We start from the raw sequence: 14984 nt of genomic DNA, 5'->3' as shown, positions 1-14984 counted from the left end.
CTTAAGGTGGCGGCATTATACGAAGCTCTAACTGAAATGCAGCTTCATGTGTGCATGATTTGCCGCGGCGGTTCGACGAGAAATCTATCGAGCCGTGTTTCATCTACCAAGAGGTTGCCATGACTGTTGCGCTCACTGCCCTGGTTCAGGAAGCAGACCGGTATCTGGATGCCGCGAGGATTGCCGATTACTGCCCCAATGGTCTGCAGGTCGAAGGACGTCCTCAGGTGGCGCGGATCGTCAGCGGTGTGACGGCCAGCCAGGCATTACTGGATGCGGCAGTCGAGGCGGGCGCCGATGTGGTCCTGGTCCACCACGGGTATTTCTGGAAAAACGAAGATGCCCGCGTCGTCGGCATGAAGCAGCGCCGCCTGAAAACGTTGCTAAGCAACGATATCAGCCTGCTGGCGTACCACCTGCCACTCGATGTCCACCCCGAGGTCGGCAACAACGCCCGACTGGGTGCCCTGCTCGGTCTTAGCATCGAAGGTCCGCTGGAGCCGGGCAATCCGCGTTCGGTGGGGTTGGTTGGTTCGCTCGAGAAGCCGCTGACGCCTGCCGATTTCATGCATCGAATCCATGAGGTGCTCGGACGGGAGCCACTGATGGTTGCCGGCAACGGCTCGATTCGGCGGGTTGCCTGGTGCACTGGTGGTGCACAGGGCTATATCGATCAGGCTGTGGCGGCCGGAGTGGACGCCTATATCACCGGCGAAATCTCCGAGCCCACGGCACATATCGCGCGTGAAAATGGCCTGAGCTTCTTCGCTGCCGGCCATCACGCGACAGAGCGTTATGGGGTCCGTGCGCTGGGTGAGTACCTGGCAAGCCGCTTCGGCATCGAGCACCAATTCATTGATTGCCCAAACCCCGCGTAAAGCTTGCTCTACGGGCGCAGTGAGTCGTGGAGCGCCCATTTCACGGTCCCGTGGCACGGCGGAGAGTCGATATAAATCTATAGCTTTTAGGTCTAAAAGGCGGCCTGATTAGAATTGGAGGTCGTGTTAGAGTTGCGCCCATTCCACGGCCGGCCGGCCGTCCATCTGCCAAATCGTGAGTAGCTATGGTCGACAAACTGACGCATCTGAAACAGCTGGAGGCGGAAAGCATCCATATCATTCGTGAGGTCGCTGCAGAGTTCGGCAACCCAGTGATGCTGTATTCCATCGGCAAAGATTCGGCCGTAATGCTGCACCTGGCGCGCAAGGCCTTCTTCCCTGGCAAGCTGCCGTTCCCGGTGCTGCATGTCGACACCCGCTGGAAGTTCCAGGAGATGTACAGCTTCCGCACCAAGATGGTCGAGGAGATGGGCCTTGAGCTGATCACCCACATCAACCCCGAGGGTGTGGCGCAGGACATGAATCCCTTCACGTATGGCAGTGCCAAGCACACCGACGTCATGAAGACCGAAGGACTCAAGCAGGCGCTGGACAAGTACGGCTTCGACGCTGCCTTCGGTGGTGCCCGTCGCGACGAGGAAAAATCCCGCGCCAAGGAACGTGTCTACTCCTTCCGTGACAGCAAGCACCGCTGGGATCCTAAGAACCAGCGCCCTGAGCTGTGGAATCTCTACAACGGCAAGGTCAAGAAGGGCGAGTCGATCCGCGTGTTCCCGCTCTCCAACTGGACTGAGTTGGACATCTGGCAATACATCTACCTCGAGCAGATCCCGATCGTGCCGCTGTACTTCGCTGCCGAGCGGGAAGTCATCGAGAAGAACGGCACGCTGATCATGATCGACGACGAGCGCATCCTCGAGCACCTCACTGACGAGGAGAAGGCGCGCATCGAGAAGCGCATGGTCCGCTTCCGTACCCTTGGCTGCTACCCATTGACCGGCGCGGTGGAATCTACGGCCTCAAGCCTTCCGGAGATCATCCAGGAAATGCTCCTGACGCGTACTTCCGAACGTCAGGGCCGCGTCATCGATCACGATGGCGCAGGTTCGATGGAAGAAAAGAAACGTCAGGGCTACTTCTAAGGATCCGCACTATGTCTCATCAGTCTGATTTGATCAGCGAGGACATCCTCGCGTACCTGGCCCAGCACGAGCGCAAAGAGCTTTTGCGCTTCCTGACTTGCGGCAACGTCGACGACGGCAAAAGCACCTTAATTGGTCGCTTGCTGCATGACTCGAAGATGATCTATGAAGATCACCTCGAGGCTATCACCCGCGATTCGAAGAAATCCGGCACCACAGGCGATGATGTCGATCTGGCCTTGCTGGTCGACGGCCTGCAGGCTGAGCGCGAGCAGGGCATCACCATCGATGTCGCCTACCGCTATTTCTCCACCGCCAAGCGCAAGTTCATCATCGCCGACACTCCTGGCCATGAGCAGTACACGCGCAACATGGCAACCGGCGCCTCCACCTGCGACCTGGCGATCATCCTGGTCGACGCCCGCTACGGCGTGCAGACCCAGACCAAGCGCCACAGCTTCATCACCTCGCTGCTGGGCATCAAGCACATCGTCGTGGCCATCAACAAAATGGACCTGATGGACTTCGACCAGTCGGTGTTCGAGCGCATCAAGGCCGATTACCTGGCCTTTGCCGAGCGTATCGAGCTCAAACCGTCGTCGCTGCACTTCGTGCCGATGTCCGCGCTCAAGGGCGACAACGTGGTCAACCGTTCCGAGCGCGCGCCCTGGTATGAAGGGCGGTCGCTGATGGAAATTCTCGAAAGCGTCGAGATCGCGGGCGACCGCAACTTCGAGGACCTGCGCTTCCCGGTGCAGTACGTCAATCGTCCCAACCTCAACTTCCGTGGTTTCGCTGGCACACTGGCCAGCGGCATCGTGCGCAAGGGTGATGAGGTGACGGTGCTGCCGTCCGGCAAGCGCAGCAAGGTCAAGTCCATCGTCACCTTCGATGGCGAGCTGGAACAGGCCACGCCGGGCGAGGCGATCACCCTGACGCTGGAAGATGAGATCGACGTGTCCCGTGGCGACATGCTGGTTCACGCCGACAACCAGCCACGCATCGCCGACGGCTTCGAGGCCATGCTCGTATGGATGGGCGAAGAGCCGATGCTGCCGGGCAAGAAATACGACATCAAGCGCGCCACCAGCTATGTGCCGGGCTCGATTGCCAGCATCACCCATAGCGTCGACGTCAATACTCTGGAGCATGGCGCGGCGAGCAGCCTGCAGCTCAACGAAATCGGTCGCGTCAAGGTCAGCCTGGATGCGCCGATTGCCCTGGATGGCTACGCACAGAACCGCACCACTGGCTCATTCATCGTCATCGATAGGCTCACCAACGGCACCGTTGGTGCCGGCATGATCATCGCTGATCCGCTTGCTCATGGTTCTACCGGGCATCACGGTGCGCTGGCTCACGTGACCACCGAAGAGCGCGCGATCCGCTTTGGCCAGCAACCTGCCACTGTGCTGTTTACCGGGCTGTCCGGTGCCGGCAAGAGCACCTTGGCCTACGCCGTGGAGCGTAAGCTGTTCGACATGGGGCGTGCTGTTTACGTACTGGATGGCCAGAACCTGCGTCACGACTTGAATAAGGGACTGCCGCAGGATCGCGCCGGTCGCACCGAGAACTGGCGCCGTGCCGCCCATGTGGCACGCCAGTTCAACGAGGCGGGTCTACTGACATTAGCGGCATTCGTCGCGCCGGATGCCGAAGGTCGCGAACAGGCCAAGGCGCTGATTGGTGCTGATCGGGCCATTACCGTCTATGTCCAGGCCTCACCGCAAACCTGCCAGCAACGTGACCCGCAAGGTCTGTATGCGGCGGGCGGCGACAACATTCCCGGCGAATCCTTCCCCTACGATGTGCCGGGCAATGCCGATCTGGTGATCGACACCGAGTCGCTGACGGTGGAAGAGGGCGCCAAGCAGGTCATTGATCTGTTGCGTCAGCGTGGTGCGATCTAACAAGTCGCGGTAACAAAAACGCCCTGCAGATGCAGGGCGTTTTGTTTATGGCGGTTGCTTTGCTTGTGTAGGAGGCGTGCCCTCGCGGCGAACGTAGGCTATCAGCCTGCCGATATCGCCAGCTATCAGTCGCGAACCACGTACTTAATAATCTCCACCACCTGCTCTGTGGTGGTAGCCCAAGCCATGGCGGCTGCGTCGACTTCCTTCAGGGGATGCACGATGTCGTCGCCATGGAGCGTCACATAAGGCTTGCCCAGGGCTGCGCAGTAACCGGCGTCGAATGCGGCGTTCCATTGCTTGTACTTGTCGCCGAAGCGCACCACCACCAGATCGGCTTGTTGAATCAGCGTCTTGGTGCGGATCGCGTTTACCTTGGACGACTTATGGTCGCGCCAGAAGCCATTAGGCTCGGCGCCCAGGCAATCGCCGGCGGCATCGCTGGCTTCGTGATCCGTTACGGCGGAAGTGAAGACTACATCCAGTTCGGCGGCCTTGGCGCCACGCTCGATTTCAACGCGCCAGTCGGTATGGATTTCCCCGGACAGGTAAACGGTAAAGGGCATGGTTCCTCCTGAAAAATCGGTATCGCCTGCGACATGTCTCGCGGCAAGAAGGGACCGATGCTAGCCCAGCAGGCTGCGTGAGGGCCAGCGATAGCCCGTCAATGCCTTACGTAGGTTGCATTAGCCGAAGTCGTAATCCGACCTTCGGAGGGTGGGTGCGGTTTCGACGTTGGGCGATGGATGCAGCCGGTTCGGGGTAAACGACGGAAGCGCCTTCGGCGATTCCATCCTACGGAGAAGGATGCATCAGGCCGCGAGTAGAACGCTTGGCTCTTGGCAATACAAGCTCCGGATCGCCCGCCCGCAGGGTACAGCCCGGCACGAACGTCGCGGTGAAAGCTCGAATAGGGCCAATCCCCAACGCGCCGAACCAGGCCATGCTTGAGTGGGTTTACATACACGTAATCCATATGCCGCCGGAAATCGGCTTCGTTACGGATGAGGTGTTCCCAATAACGGCGCTGCCAGATACCCCGCTCGCCGCGATGCAGGCGTACAGCCGAACGGTATTCGTCCAGGGGCAAGGCGCGGCTGAAGAACGTTTTGATCAAGCGCCAACGCAGCGAATAGTCCGCATCACCCGGCGGTAGTGTCCAGACGCAATGCATATGCTCGGGTAAAACCACCCAGGCATTGATAGTAAAGGGATGGAGTCGATGCACGCTCCGGACGGCGGTCCGCAGAACATCGATGTGTCGCACCAGCAAATCATTGCCGCGCCGCTCAAGAAGATTCACCGTAAAAAACCAGCTCGCCCCTGGAGCCAGGGCGCGACGATAGTTAGGCATCCTTGCCCCCTCGACGTATTAATGAGCCAAAAGTGTAAGTTGGATCAGCCGTCGGAGGTGTGGCCCAGTCGCGGTAACCGATGGAAGCGCCTTTGGCGATTCCATCATACGAAAAGCGGTTCACCGCTCCGCGATGTTCAGGCAACGTAGGTTGGATTAGCCGAAGGCGTAATCCGACGTTCGCGAGGGTGGGTACGGTTGCGGTGTCGAGTTGATGGTTGCAGGCAATTCGCGGTAACCGACGGAAGCGCCTTCGACGATTCCATCATACGAAAAGCGGTTCGCCGATCCGCGAGGTCCAGTCAACGTAGGTTGGATTAGCCGAAGGCGTAATCCGACGTTCGAGTGGGTTGGCGCGGTTGCGGTGTTGGGCGGTGGATGCAGCCGATTCGCGGTAACCGACGGAAGCGCCTTCGGCGATTCCATCATACGGAAAGTGATCCGCCATACCGCGATTACGGAAAGCGGTTCGCCGCCCGCGATGCCCAGGCAACGTAGGTTGGATTAGCCGAAGGCGTAATCCGACGTTCGAGTGGGTAGGTGCGGTTGCGGTGTTGAGTGGTGGATGCAGTTGGTTCGCGGTAACCGACGGAAGCGCCTTTGGCGATTCCATCATACGGACGCCGATCCGCCGTACCGCGATGTTCAGTCGAGGTAGGTTGGATTAGCCGAAGGCGCAATCCGACGTTCGAGTGAGTGGGTGCGGTTGCGGTGTTGGGTGGTGGATGCAGTTGGTTCGCGGTAACCGATGGAAGCGCCTTTGGCGATTCCATCATACGAAAAGCGTTTCGCCGCTCCGCGATGTTCAGCCAACGTAGGTTGGATTAGCCGAAGGCGTAATCCGACGTTCGAATGGGTGGGTTCGGTTGCGGTGTTGGGCGGTGGAGTGCAGCCGGTTCGTGGTAAACGACGGAAGCGCCTTTGGCGATTCCGTCATACGAAGGGGGTTCGCCATACCGCGATACCGATCCGCCGCAAGAAATCGGCATCACCGCCCCCAAACAGCAGAACGCCCCGCATGAAGGCGAGGCGTTTAGTTTGCAACGGCGGATACAGCAGGTTCGCGGTGAACGACGGATTACGCTTCGCTAATCCATCCTACGAATTGATCCGCCTTACCGCGTTTAGGTTACGGGGTGCCAGCGGTACAAGCCTTGTCAATAAACTTGGCATCTACGTCTGTCACACATGTCCAGGTTCCTTCCGCAGTGCGATCCATACTAACTTTCTTAGTATTGATACCTGGGTTGCCCGACGAAAAGGTCAACGTAATTTTCCCTGCGCCTGCTGCACCGGGGTGCAATGTGATTACACCGAAAGAGGGATTAACGATCCCAAGATCTTCTGGGCGCTGCCCGACAACCGCAGGGGTATTACCAGATGCCGCTGCCGCAGCGGTGGTCCCATCAGGAAACGCGCCGTAGTTCATGATGAAAGACTCAACGCCAGTTTTGTTAGCGGCCACAGTGGACACTGCTGAGGCTACATTCGAACGTCCAACATAGTTTTGATACTGCGGAATCGCAATCGCAGCCAAAATACCAATGATCGCCACAACGATCATCAATTCAATAAGGGTAAAACCCTTCTGCATCTGAGCTTTCATTTGTATCTCCTTAAAGTGTTAAGGCTGTGAGCCTGTAGGAGCTAAAGCAGTTGGCATGCCAGTTTTCGTTCGCGCCGAGCGCAGCGGCCAATACTGTGAAGTGCCTCAACCTCTCGTTGCTGCCGAGAGGTATTCCCCCAAGCGCAGCCCGCTTCTCATTGCCTCAAGCGCTGATATGAAATGTCTGTGTTGCCACTCAAGGCCGACTCTTTGCGGGCGATATGTGACCAAGAACGTCACTTGCCGCTGACCTTGTTTGCAGTCACCGGCATCTAGGCTATAAGGCGGACACAGATTGGAGCGAGGCCGCCATGAGCGAAAACATTTCCCTATCCGGGCTGGCACGGCAGATGGTCGTGGCCGGCGTGTTGGACGAAAAAACGGCCCAGCAGGCGCAGGCTCAAGCCGTTCGCGGCAAAACACCCTTTGTCACCTATGTAGTGCAGAACAAGTTGGCCAAAGGCCGCGCCATAGCCGAGCTTGCTTCCGATCAATTCGGTGTAGCGCTGCTGGACCTGTCTGCGCTGAACAAGGAGTCGCTGCCCAAGGATCTGATCAGTGAGAAGTTGGCCCGCCAACATCGGGTGCTGCCGCTTTCCAAGCGCGGCACCAAGCTTTATGTCGCCATCTCCGATCCGGCTAATCATCAATCGATTGCCGATATCCAGTTCAGTACCGGGCTGAGCATCGAGTCGATTCTGGTGGAAGACGACAAGCTGGGCGAGGCCATCGACAAACTGTACGAAAGCGGCGCCACCGGACTAGAGGAGCTGGGCGAAGTCGATCTGGATGGGGTCGATGTCGAGTCCGTCACCGAAGATGGAAAAGCTGAGGAAGGCGGAGAGGCTGCTGACGACGCCCCTGTAGTGCGCTTCGTCAACAAGATGCTGCTCGACGCCATTCGTGGTGGCTCGTCCGATTTGCACTTCGAGCCCTACGAAAAAGCCTACCGCGTGCGGCTTCGCACGGATGGCATCCTGCATGAGGTCGCGCGCCCACCGATCCAACTGGCGCCCCGCATATCTGCACGCTTGAAGGTGATGGCCGGGCTGGATATCTCCGAGCGACGCAAGCCGCAGGACGGGCGGATCAAGATGAAGCTGTCCAAGACCAAGGCCATCGACTTCCGCGTCAACACATTGCCGACCCTCTGGGGCGAGAAGATCGTGATGCGGATTCTCGATCCATCTAGTGCACAAATGGGCATCGATGCGCTGGGCTACGAAGTGGACCAGAAAGAGCTGTACATGAATGCGCTCAAGCAGCCGCAGGGCATGATTCTGGTCACCGGTCCTACGGGTTCAGGCAAGACGGTATCGCTGTATACCGGTCTGAATATTCTGAATACAGTCGATGTGAATATTTCCACCGCCGAAGACCCTGTGGAAATCAACCTGGAGGGTATCAACCAGGTCAACGTCAACCCGCGTCAGGGCATGGACTTCTCTCAGGCGCTGCGGGCGTTTCTGCGTCAGGACCCGGACATCATCATGGTGGGCGAGATCCGCGACCTGGAGACCGCCGAAATTGCCATTAAGGCGGCACAGACCGGCCATATGGTGATGTCGACGCTGCACACCAACAGCGCCGCGGAAACCCTGACGCGCCTGCGCAACATGGGCGTGGCGGCCTTCAATATCGCCACCTCGGTGAACCTGATCATTGCCCAGCGCCTGGCACGCAAGCTCTGCAACTCGTGCAAGAAAGAAGTGGAACTGCCGCGCGACGCCCTATTGGAAGAAGGCTTCCCTGCCGCCAAGATCGGTACGTTCAAAATCTACGGCCCGGTGGGCTGTGATAATTGCAAGGGTGGATATAAAGGCCGTGTCGGTATTTATGAAGTGGTTAAAAACACGCCGGCACTGGCCAGGATTATCATGGAGGACGGTAATTCCATCGATATTTCCACCCAGATGCGTAAAGACGGCTTCAACGATCTGCGAACTTCGGCTTTGGTGAAAGCCATGCAGGGCGTGACCAGCCTGGAAGAAGTCAACCGGGTGACCAAGGACTAACATGGCGCAGAAAGCGGTAAAAACCAGTGTTTTCATCTGGGAAGGCACCAACAGGCAGGGCGCAAAGATAAAGGGCGAGCTGAGCGGCGTCAGCCCTGCGTTGGTAAAGGCGCAACTGCGCAAGCAGGGTGTCAACCCACAGAAGGTCCGCAAAAAGTCGGTGTCGCTGTTCAGCGCCGGCAAGAAGATCAAGCCGATGGACATCGCCCTGTTCACACGGCAGATGGCAACCATGATGAAAGCCGGCGTGCCGCTGCTGCAGTCGTTCGACATTATCGGCGAGGGTTTCGATAACCCGAACATGCGCAAGCTTGTAGACGACCTGAAACAGGAAGTCGCGGCGGGTAACAGCTTTGCTGCGGCGTTGCGCAAGAAGCCGCAGTACTTCGATGATCTCTATTGCAACCTGGTCGACTCGGGCGAGCAGTCCGGTTCGCTAGAAACGCTGCTTGATCGGGTGGCAACCTACAAGGAAAAGACCGAGGCCCTGAAGGCCAAGATCAAGAAGGCGATGAATTACCCTATTGCCGTCGTATTGGTTGCAATCATTGTTTCGGCGATCTTGCTGATCAAGGTGGTTCCGCAGTTTCAGGACGTCTTCGCAAACTTCGGCGCGGAGCTCCCGGCGTTTACATTGATGGTGATTGGCTTGTCCGAAGCGCTGCAGGCCTGGTGGCACGTGGTGCTGCTCGTCATGTTTGGGGCGGCTTATGCTTTCAAGACTGCCCACGGCAAATCGGAACGTTTCCGCAATGGGTTTGACCGTTTTTTGCTCAAGATCCCAGTGGTCGGCGATATTCTCTATAAGTCTGCGGTGGCGCGCTTTGCGCGCACGCTGGCCACTACCTTTGCCGCCGGTGTACCGTTGGTCGATGCATTGGACTCGGTGGCCGGGGCGACCGGCAATGTGGTGTTCCGCAATGCGACCATGAAGGTCAAGGCTGATGTATCCAGTGGTATGCAGCTTAACTTTTCGATGCGCACTACCGGCACCTTTCCCAGTATGGCGATCCAGATGACGGCGATTGGCGAGGAGTCCGGCTCTCTTGATGAGATGCTTGCGAAGGTGGCGACGTTCTATGAAGACGAAGTCGACAATATGGTCGACGGGCTGACTGCTCTGATGGAGCCAATGATCATGGCGGTGCTTGGTGTGCTGGTCGGCGGTTTGATCATTGCCATGTATCTCCCGATTTTCCAGCTGGGTGCCGTCGTCTGATTATGATGTTGATCGATTATCTGGCCAGCCACGTGCTGGCCTTTGTTTTGTTCGCTGCTTTGCTGGGCTTGTTGATCGGCAGCTTTCTCAATGTCTTGATTTATCGCCTGCCGATCATGATGCAGCGTGAGTGGCGCGCGCAGGCGCTTGAGTATCTCGAGTGCCCGCCGGAGCCGGTCCGTGAGCGCTTCAATCTGCTGCTGCCAAGCTCGCGGTGCCCGCACTGTGATCATCAGATTCGCTCTTGGGAGAATATCCCCTTGGTCAGCTGGCTGGCCTTGCGTGGCAAGTGTTCGTCATGCCGGGCGCCGATCAGCAGTCGCTATCCACTCGTGGAGTTGGCGTGCGGCCTGCTTTCCGGTTATGTCGCCTGGCATTTCGGTTTCACCTGGCAGGCAGGAGCAATGCTGGTGCTGACCTGGGGGTTGGTGGCGATGAGCATGATCGATATCGATCATCAGTTGCTGCCCGATTCGCTGGTTCTGCCGTTGTTGTGGCTTGGTCTCATCCTGAACAGCTTCGGCTTGTTCGTATCGCTTGAAAGTGCACTGTGGGGAGCGGTAGCGGGATATCTGAGCCTGTGGTCGGTTTATTGGCTGTTCAAGCTGGTCACCGGCAAAGAAGGTATGGGCTATGGCGATTTCAAACTGCTTGCGATGTTAGGAGCTTGGGGTGGTTGGCAGGTGTTACCACTTACCATTCTATTGTCGTCGGTGGTTGGGGCTGTTCTTGGCACAATCCTGTTGCGGGTGCAGCGCGCCGAGAGCAGCACGCCCATCCCTTTCGGTCCCTACTTGGCGATCGCCGGCTGGATCGCGTTGCTTTGGGGTGACCGGATTACCGAGAGCTATCTCCATTTCGCGCGCTTCTAAGTCGGACACCATTGCTGAGCCGAAAGTCGTTCCGCCGACTTGTACTCTTAACGAAAGACGTTCTGGGCTTGCGCTTCGCAGGCTGAGTAGTTACTACTGCGCGTCCTGTTTTTAGTCTGGGTGTGGTTGCGATGGAACCCTGGATTCTCGGGTTGACTGGCGGCATTGGTAGTGGCAAGACTGCGGTGCTGGATCGCTTCGCCAGTCTGGGTGTACATGTCGTCGATGCCGATCAGGCAGCGCGCTGGGTGGTCGAGCCCGGGCGGCCAGCGTTGCTGCAGATTGCCGAGCGCTTCGGCTCAGGCATCTTGCTCACGGACGGCTCTCTGGATCGAAAAGGGCTGCGTGAGCGTATATTCGATAACCCGGCCGACAGGCAGTGGTTGGAGCAGCTGCTGCATCCTCTGATTCGAGCTGAGATCGCCAGGCATCTCGCCTTGGCTGAGTCGCCTTACGCCATCATGGCTTCTCCGCTGCTGATCGAGTCAGGGCAGTACCGTCATGTCAATCGTGTGCTGGTTGTAGACGTCCCTGTGTCACTCCAGGTTGCGCGCACGATGGCACGTGACCAGGTCAGTGAGGAGCAGGTGCGGGCGATTCTCAAGGCGCAGGCCAGTCGTGAAGCGCGCTTGCAACATGCCGATGATGTGCTGGTAAATGATCGAGATCTGTCGTGGCTAGGGGTGGAGGTCGAGCGATTGCACCGCTTTTATTTGACGTTACGAGGAGGGCAGGTATGACCGCTGCGATAGTTGAGTGTCCGACGTGTGGAGCGCCGGTAGAGTGGGGGCCGCAAAGCCCAAGCCGGCCGTTCTGTTCCGATCGTTGCAAGCTTATCGATCTTGGTGCCTGGGCGTCGGAAGCGCACGCGATTCCTGGCAATGAGCTCGAGGATGATCTGTTCTCCGGTGACATGCCTCCGCGCGAGCACTAGCGCTTTGACGCTACTTGTCTTCTTTCCATGGCGCCTGCAGATAGCGGCTTTGATTGAAACTTTCCATCCAGTCCGGGTAGAAAACCACCAGGGCGGTAATCGCTGTGCCGTTGATGAAGGCTTCGGGGAACATGACCAGCCATAGGTAGCCGGCAAAATCCGCCAGCCAAGGCGGCATCGGGTAGCGACCATCTAGTAGCAGTACGCCGAGCGATGCCAGGATGCACGCCAATGCTGCGAGCGCCGCTGGAAAGAATCCAGCGAAGAAAATGAAGACGAACAGGTTGCGGGGTTGGGCGCGTTCTACGAGTCGCGCGCATACAACCGTGACCAGCACTGGGATCAGTACCAGCAGGATGCCGTTCATGCCCAGGGCTGCAACTTGTTGATGACCTGTCAGTGTCAGGCCGACCTGGGCGATGAGGGCGGCGATGATTGCCAGTGGCCAGTCCAGTAGCAAGGTGACGGCTGTCAGCCCGATGAAGTGGAATGAAAGGCCCGAATCGAAGTCCCTTCGCACCAGCCAGAGCAGAAAGATCGAAAGCATCGCGCCGAACAGCAAGTGCTGACGGCGAGTATCACTGAAGAGCTCGACCCAGGGAGCTCGCCAGGCCGCCCATAACAGCGCGATCACATAGATCATCCAGCCTGCCAGCAGGCTGGATGGAGCAAGCAGGTGGGCGGCGATCATACTAGTGATTCCTTTGTACTCGTTGTTGCCGGCGCACAGCCGTCGGTGCTTCTCGAAGGGGCTTAGGGGGCTGGATTCGGCTGTTCTGTGTGGATCGCTTCAATTGCGGCTAGCACTTCACTTGAGAGCGTAATTTCGGCGCTACGGATATTCGACTCAAGTTGCTCTAGTGATGTCGCGCCGATGATATTGCTGGTGACGAAGGGTTGCGCTGTGACATAGGCAAGCGCCATCTGCGCTGGATCCAGTCCATGCTCGCGAGCCAGTTTAACGTACCGAGAGCATGCGGCTTTGGCCTGGGGGTTGTTATAACGTGCGAAGCGTTGAAAGAGCGTGAGGCGCGCGTTGGAGGGGCGGGCGCCATTTTCGTATTTGCCGCTGAGCATGCCGAACGCCAGGGGCGAGTACGCAAGCAGGCCGCATTGTTCGCGGATGCTGATTTCCGCCAGGCCAACCTCGAAGCTTCGGTTGAGTAGGTTGTAAGGGTTTTGTATCGAAACCGAGCGTGGCCAGCCGCGGACCTCAGCCAATTGCAGATACTTCATCACGCCCCACGGCGTTTCGTTGGACAGCCCGATGTGGCGGATTCTGCCCGCTTTGACTTCGCTGTCGAGCGCTTCCAGTGTTTCTTCCAGCGGAGTGAAGTCGCCTTCTTGATGTCGATAGCCCAGCTGCCCGAAAAAGTTGGTGCTGCGTTCCGGCCAATGCAGCTGGTGCAGGTCGATCCAGTCGGTCTGCAGACGCCGAAGGCTGTTATCGAGCGCGGTGCGGATCTGTTCGCGATTGAATTTGGGTTGACCGTCGCGAATGTGTGTAATGCCGTTGCCAGGTCCCGCGATCTTCGTGGCTATGATCCAGTCGGCTCTGTCGCCCCGGCTCTGGAGGTAATTTCCTATGTATTGCTCAGTGGTTGCGTAGGTTTCCGGGCGCGGCGGCACCGGATACATCTCGGCCGTATCTATGAAGTTGATGCCGGCAGTCTTCGCCCGGTCGATCTGGGCGAATGCCTGGGCCTGGTCGTTCTGTTCTCCCCATGTCATGGTGCCGAGGCACAGTGAGCTGACTTTCAGATTTGTGCGGCCGAGTGAGCGATATTCCATGCAATACCTCGCGTGATCTGAGAGTGAGTGCCGAAGAGCTTAACGAAGACGGGACGGCTTGTGCTCATGAGAGCGTTCGACGTATCCGAAGTGCCCTGGATGTCACGCTGGCAGATATCTGGAGTGAGGCTCGCTGTTTGGTGGGCTGTGCCTGCTTGAGATCGGGTGTGGCGGAATTCGATAACTATAAATGTCGGTTGCTATTTTGCTGGTAATCAGGATAATTCCGCAGCCTGTCGCCGGGGATGCCTAGCCTGTCGACGCAACCTAAAGGTAGGAGATGCCTAGCCTACCGAACCACTGCCGTGGCGGACGCGCTGACCCGAGCCCCCGATAGCGTCTGTTTCCGGCTGTCCTGGCCTTGCCAGGGCGAGCACCATTCAGTAAGATTCGCCGTCTTATTTTCAGGGCGGCCCCTGAGGCTATAACGAATGAAGACATTTACTGCTAAACCGGAAACCGTCAAGCGCGACTGGTTCGTCGTCGACGCTGCCGGCCAGACCCTGGGTCGTCTGGCAACCGAAATCGCTAGCCGCCTGCGTGGCAAGCACAAGCCGGAATACACCCCTCACGTAGATACTGGCGATTACATCGTCGTGATCAACGCTGAGCAAGTGCGTGTAACTGGTGCCAAGACCACAGACAAGGTGTACTACTCTCACTCCGGTTTCCCGGGTGGCATCAAGTCGATCAGCTTCGAGAAGCTGATCGCCAAGGCGCCCGAGCGTGTGATCGAGACCGCGGTCAAAGGCATGCTGCCGAAGAACCCGCTGGGTCGCGACATGTATCGTAAGCTGAAGGTGTACAAGGGTGCCAACCACCCGCACACCGCTCAGCAGCCCCAAGAACTGAAGATTTAACGGAATAGTTCATTATGTCGGCGACTCAAAATTACGGCACTGGCCGTCGCAAGACTGCAACCGCGCGCGTCTTTCTGCGCCCGGGCACTGGCAAGATCTCCATCAACAACCGTGAGCTGGATAACTTCTTCGGTCGCGAAACTGCCCGCATGGTCGTTCGTCAGCCGCTGGAGCTGACTGAGACTGTCGAGAAGTTCGACATCTACGTCACCGTTCTCGGTGGTGGTGTCAGTGGTCAAGCCGGTGCCATTCGTCACGGTATCACTCGTGCACTGATCTCGTATGACGAAACCCTGCGCAGTCCGCTGCGTAAGGCTGGCTTCGTCACTCGCGACGCTCGTGAAGTGGAACGTAAGAAGGTCGGTCTGCGCAAAGCGCGCAAGCGTCCGCAGTACTCCAAGCGCTAATTCGCGCTTTCAAAAGAAACGCCCAGTTTCGTTCG

Annotated in this window: 14 protein-coding genes and 1 pseudogene; 10 read left to right on the top strand and 5 right to left on the bottom strand. The window is 58.0% G+C overall.

Going from position 1 to position 14984, the window contains the following annotated elements; all coding sequences use genetic code 11:
* The first annotated feature begins 119 nt into the window (after positions 1-119).
* The 3 genes from BM275_RS03150 to cysN all read left to right on the top strand — a co-directional run bounded on the left by BM275_RS03150 (position 120) and on the right by cysN (position 3891).
* Complete coding sequence (locus BM275_RS03150; RefSeq protein WP_090519246.1) at positions 120-878, top strand: Nif3-like dinuclear metal center hexameric protein; 759 nt, start codon at positions 120-122, stop codon at positions 876-878.
* A 185-nt stretch (positions 879-1063) separates the two neighbouring features.
* Complete coding sequence (gene cysD, locus BM275_RS03145; RefSeq protein ID WP_090519245.1) at positions 1064-1981, top strand: sulfate adenylyltransferase subunit CysD; 918 nt, start codon at positions 1064-1066, stop codon at positions 1979-1981.
* Positions 1982-1992: 11 nt separating this feature from the next.
* Positions 1993-3891, top strand: coding sequence for a sulfate adenylyltransferase subunit CysN (cysN, locus tag BM275_RS03140; protein WP_090519244.1), 1899 nt, complete (start codon positions 1993-1995; stop codon positions 3889-3891).
* A 125-nt stretch (positions 3892-4016) separates the two neighbouring features.
* Here the strand turns inward: cysN and BM275_RS03135 are convergent, their stop codons facing one another.
* The 3 genes and pseudogenes from BM275_RS03135 to BM275_RS03125 all read right to left on the bottom strand — a co-directional run bounded on the left by BM275_RS03135 (position 4017) and on the right by BM275_RS03125 (position 6851).
* Complete coding sequence (locus BM275_RS03135) at positions 4017-4457, bottom strand: YtoQ family protein (RefSeq protein WP_090519243.1); 441 nt, start codon at positions 4455-4457, stop codon at positions 4017-4019.
* A gap of 302 nt (positions 4458-4759) precedes the next feature.
* Positions 4760-5245 (bottom strand): annotated as a pseudogene (locus BM275_RS03130) (REP-associated tyrosine transposase); the annotation flags it as partial.
* A 1129-nt stretch (positions 5246-6374) separates the two neighbouring features.
* Entirely contained in the window at positions 6375-6851 is a 477-nt protein-coding gene (locus BM275_RS03125) for a pilin (protein WP_090519242.1), read from the bottom strand.
* 311 nt (positions 6852-7162) lie between these two features.
* Between BM275_RS03125 and pilB the strand changes: the two genes are divergently transcribed.
* The 5 genes from pilB to yacG all read left to right on the top strand — a co-directional run bounded on the left by pilB (position 7163) and on the right by yacG (position 11891).
* On the top strand, positions 7163-8866 hold the full coding sequence (pilB, locus tag BM275_RS03120; protein ID WP_090519241.1) for a type IV-A pilus assembly ATPase PilB: 1704 nt from the start codon (positions 7163-7165) through the stop codon (positions 8864-8866).
* A gap of 1 nt (position 8867) precedes the next feature.
* Complete coding sequence (locus tag BM275_RS03115) at positions 8868-10085, top strand: type II secretion system F family protein (protein ID WP_090519240.1); 1218 nt, start codon at positions 8868-8870, stop codon at positions 10083-10085.
* 2 nt (positions 10086-10087) lie between these two features.
* Entirely contained in the window at positions 10088-10957 is an 870-nt protein-coding gene (locus BM275_RS03110; protein WP_090519239.1) for a prepilin peptidase, read from the top strand.
* A gap of 131 nt (positions 10958-11088) precedes the next feature.
* Complete coding sequence (coaE, locus tag BM275_RS03105) at positions 11089-11697, top strand: dephospho-CoA kinase (RefSeq protein ID WP_090519238.1); 609 nt, start codon at positions 11089-11091, stop codon at positions 11695-11697.
* Entirely contained in the window at positions 11694-11891 is a 198-nt protein-coding gene (gene yacG, locus BM275_RS03100; RefSeq protein WP_003302802.1) for a DNA gyrase inhibitor YacG, read from the top strand. The genes coaE and yacG overlap by 4 nt, the downstream gene beginning before the upstream one ends.
* A gap of 10 nt (positions 11892-11901) precedes the next feature.
* On the opposite strand, the gene BM275_RS03095 is transcribed toward yacG, so the two are convergent.
* Both BM275_RS03095 and BM275_RS03090 read right to left on the bottom strand, forming a co-directional pair.
* Positions 11902-12582 (bottom strand): energy-coupling factor ABC transporter permease, encoded by a 681-nt coding sequence (locus tag BM275_RS03095; protein WP_090519237.1) that lies wholly within the window; start codon positions 12580-12582, stop codon positions 11902-11904.
* Positions 12583-12644: 62 nt separating this feature from the next.
* Complete coding sequence (locus BM275_RS03090; protein WP_090519236.1) at positions 12645-13682, bottom strand: NADP(H)-dependent aldo-keto reductase; 1038 nt, start codon at positions 13680-13682, stop codon at positions 12645-12647.
* A 431-nt stretch (positions 13683-14113) separates the two neighbouring features.
* On the opposite strand from BM275_RS03090, the gene rplM reads away from it, so the two are divergent.
* A complete protein-coding gene (gene rplM, locus BM275_RS03085) occupies positions 14114-14542 on the top strand; it encodes a 50S ribosomal protein L13 (RefSeq protein ID WP_003302798.1) in 429 nt (142 codons plus the stop codon).
* A gap of 14 nt (positions 14543-14556) precedes the next feature.
* Positions 14557-14949, top strand: coding sequence for a 30S ribosomal protein S9 (gene rpsI, locus BM275_RS03080; RefSeq protein WP_003302797.1), 393 nt, complete (start codon positions 14557-14559; stop codon positions 14947-14949).
* Positions 14950-14984: the final 35 nt, after the last annotated feature.

The organism is Stutzerimonas kunmingensis (assembly GCF_900114065.1).
Lineage (GTDB): Bacteria > Pseudomonadota > Gammaproteobacteria > Pseudomonadales > Pseudomonadaceae > Stutzerimonas > Stutzerimonas kunmingensis.
Note: the sequence above shows the minus strand (reverse complement) of the source record. Positions and strands in the feature narration are given on the sequence as shown.

Excerpts from the sequence above, each read along its gene's own strand:
- BM275_RS03150 (WP_090519246.1), top strand. The coding sequence starts at position 120 with ATGACTGTTGCGCTCACTGCCCTGGTTCAGGAAGCAGACCGGTATCTG.
- cysD (WP_090519245.1), top strand. The coding sequence starts at position 1,064 with ATGGTCGACAAACTGACGCATCTGAAACAGCTGGAGGCGGAAAGCATC.
- cysN (WP_090519244.1), top strand. The coding sequence starts at position 1,993 with ATGTCTCATCAGTCTGATTTGATCAGCGAGGACATCCTCGCGTACCTG.
- BM275_RS03135 (WP_090519243.1), bottom strand. The coding sequence starts at position 4,457 with ATGCCCTTTACCGTTTACCTGTCCGGGGAAATCCATACCGACTGGCGC.
- BM275_RS03125 (WP_090519242.1), bottom strand. The coding sequence starts at position 6,851 with ATGAAAGCTCAGATGCAGAAGGGTTTTACCCTTATTGAATTGATGATC.
- pilB (WP_090519241.1), top strand. The coding sequence starts at position 7,163 with ATGAGCGAAAACATTTCCCTATCCGGGCTGGCACGGCAGATGGTCGTG.
- BM275_RS03115 (WP_090519240.1), top strand. The coding sequence starts at position 8,868 with ATGGCGCAGAAAGCGGTAAAAACCAGTGTTTTCATCTGGGAAGGCACC.
- BM275_RS03110 (WP_090519239.1), top strand. The coding sequence starts at position 10,088 with ATGATGTTGATCGATTATCTGGCCAGCCACGTGCTGGCCTTTGTTTTG.
- coaE (WP_090519238.1), top strand. The coding sequence starts at position 11,089 with ATGGAACCCTGGATTCTCGGGTTGACTGGCGGCATTGGTAGTGGCAAG.
- yacG (WP_003302802.1), top strand. The coding sequence starts at position 11,694 with ATGACCGCTGCGATAGTTGAGTGTCCGACGTGTGGAGCGCCGGTAGAG.
- BM275_RS03095 (WP_090519237.1), bottom strand. The coding sequence starts at position 12,582 with ATGATCGCCGCCCACCTGCTTGCTCCATCCAGCCTGCTGGCAGGCTGG.
- BM275_RS03090 (WP_090519236.1), bottom strand. The coding sequence starts at position 13,682 with ATGGAATATCGCTCACTCGGCCGCACAAATCTGAAAGTCAGCTCACTG.
- rplM (WP_003302798.1), top strand. The coding sequence starts at position 14,114 with ATGAAGACATTTACTGCTAAACCGGAAACCGTCAAGCGCGACTGGTTC.
- rpsI (WP_003302797.1), top strand. The coding sequence starts at position 14,557 with ATGTCGGCGACTCAAAATTACGGCACTGGCCGTCGCAAGACTGCAACC.